The sequence below is a fragment of the Streptomyces tricolor genome, from assembly GCF_002155905.1.
GTDB classification, from domain to species: domain Bacteria; phylum Actinomycetota; class Actinomycetes; order Streptomycetales; family Streptomycetaceae; genus Streptomyces; species Streptomyces tricolor.
Map to the genome: position 1 here is coordinate 1 of NZ_MUMF01001014.1, position 1,046 is coordinate 1,046.

Here is a 1,046-nt window from a genome sequence, read left to right on the forward strand (position 1 = left end):
CCGCCGGCCAGGGCGACGGGGATGGCGGCGGTGGCCGCGAGCGCCGCCCGCAGCACCGTCTTGCGGCGGACGAGCCGCGGAGATCCGGGCCGGCCTTCCGTGCCCGGGTCGTCCGTGCCGGCGCCGTGCGTGCCTGCTCCGTCCATGTCTCCTCCTCGTGGGGGGGCGGTCGGCAACGAAATTAGGCGGGCCTGCGCGGGGCTTCGAGGGACTGATGGTGGCGACTGTGGTGTTTTCGGAAGGCGCCGGGGCTGCTGCCGGTCTCCCGTCGGAAGAACCGGCTGAAGTAGGCCGGATCGGCGAATCCGGTGCGGGCGGCGACCTGGCGTACCGACAGCTCGGTGTGCGCGAGCAGCTGCTGCGCCTGGTACACCCGTGCCTCGATGAGCAGCCGGCCGGGCGGGCGGCCGGTGGCGGCCCGCACCGCCTGCGTGAGGTAGCCGGCGGTGACGCCGAGCCGGTCGGCGCACTCCTGTACGGTCCACCCCGTCGCCCGGGGGCGGGTGATCAGGCGGGTGAACGCCTCGGCCACGGCCGCCGGCCGGCCCTGGGTGCGCGGTTCGCGGCCGGAGGCGGTGCGGCCCGGGAGCCGGGCGGCGCGCACGACGAGGACGTGGAGCAGGGAGCGCAGGACGCTCTCGTGTCCCGGGGCGCGCTGCCGGTGCTCCGCGACCAGTTCGCCGATCAGGGGCCGGAGGGACCGGTCCTGCTCGGCGTCCAGCCCGAACCAGCACCGCGCGCCGAGTTCCCGCAGCAGCTCCCGGTCGCCGGGGTGGTCCACCAGGAAGTCGTCGGTGAACAGCACGAGCGTCCCCTCGGGGCCCTGGCCGCCTTCCCAGTGGTGGACCTGGCCCGGCAGGACCACGGCGAGCTGCGGGGGGCGTACCGGCCACCGCGCGAGATCGACGACGTGGGTGCCGGAGCCGGCACTGACGTGGACGATCTCGTAGAACGTGTGCCGGTGCGGCCGGTCCCACCGGGAGAGCGGTCCCACCTCCTCGAAGGAGCCCGCGGCGAAGGGGGCGGCGCCGGGTCCGGCCACCTCC

General features: G+C 75.8%; 1 protein-coding gene. It reads right to left on the reverse strand.

The window, feature by feature from the left end; all coding sequences use genetic code 11:
- Positions 1 to 181 precede the first annotated feature (181 nt).
- Positions 182 to 1,046 (reverse strand): helix-turn-helix domain-containing protein (locus CCN44_RS42415; RefSeq protein ID WP_208639955.1); only part of this gene is annotated, 865 nt, incomplete at its 5' end.